Origin of the sequence: Pseudomonas sp. EL_65y_Pfl1_R83 (assembly GCF_963970695.1) — a bacterium.
GTDB classification, from domain to species: Bacteria; Pseudomonadota; Gammaproteobacteria; order Pseudomonadales; family Pseudomonadaceae; genus Aquipseudomonas; species Aquipseudomonas tritici.
In genome coordinates this window covers 1-333 of sequence record NZ_CAXAQI010000526.1, presented here as the reverse complement: position 1 = coordinate 333, position 333 = coordinate 1, and the positions used below count along the sequence as shown (strand labels likewise).

At 58.6% G+C, this 333-nt stretch carries 1 protein-coding gene; it reads right to left on the bottom strand.

Annotation, left to right across the window (positions count from 1 at the left end; genetic code table 11):
* The coding region (locus AACY08_RS30170; RefSeq protein WP_339472745.1) for an RHS repeat domain-containing protein at positions 1–333 on the bottom strand (333 nt) is incomplete at both ends.

The following is a 333-nucleotide window of genomic DNA, read 5'->3' as shown; positions in this document are numbered from 1 at the left end:
TCGCCCCACCGGCCAGTCCGCGCTCAAGAATGACGTGCTGATCGTCGTACCGATAAACCTCACTTTCGCCTACAGCGTTAGTCGCTGAAACCAACCGACCGGCATCGTCATAGGCGTAGGAAACAACGTTCTGCTCCGTCACCCAGACAAACGGACCGTCATCCACTGCCCGTTCAACTTGGTAATCCACCGCGACAATGCGGCCCGATGCATAGCGCAAAAACAACGAGCGCCCGCCGCCGTTGTCCAGCCGCTCGATCTGCCCCAGGTAGTTACGGAAAATACGCAGCCGGTTGTCATACGCATCGCTGATCGCTGTCAGCACACCGTCGC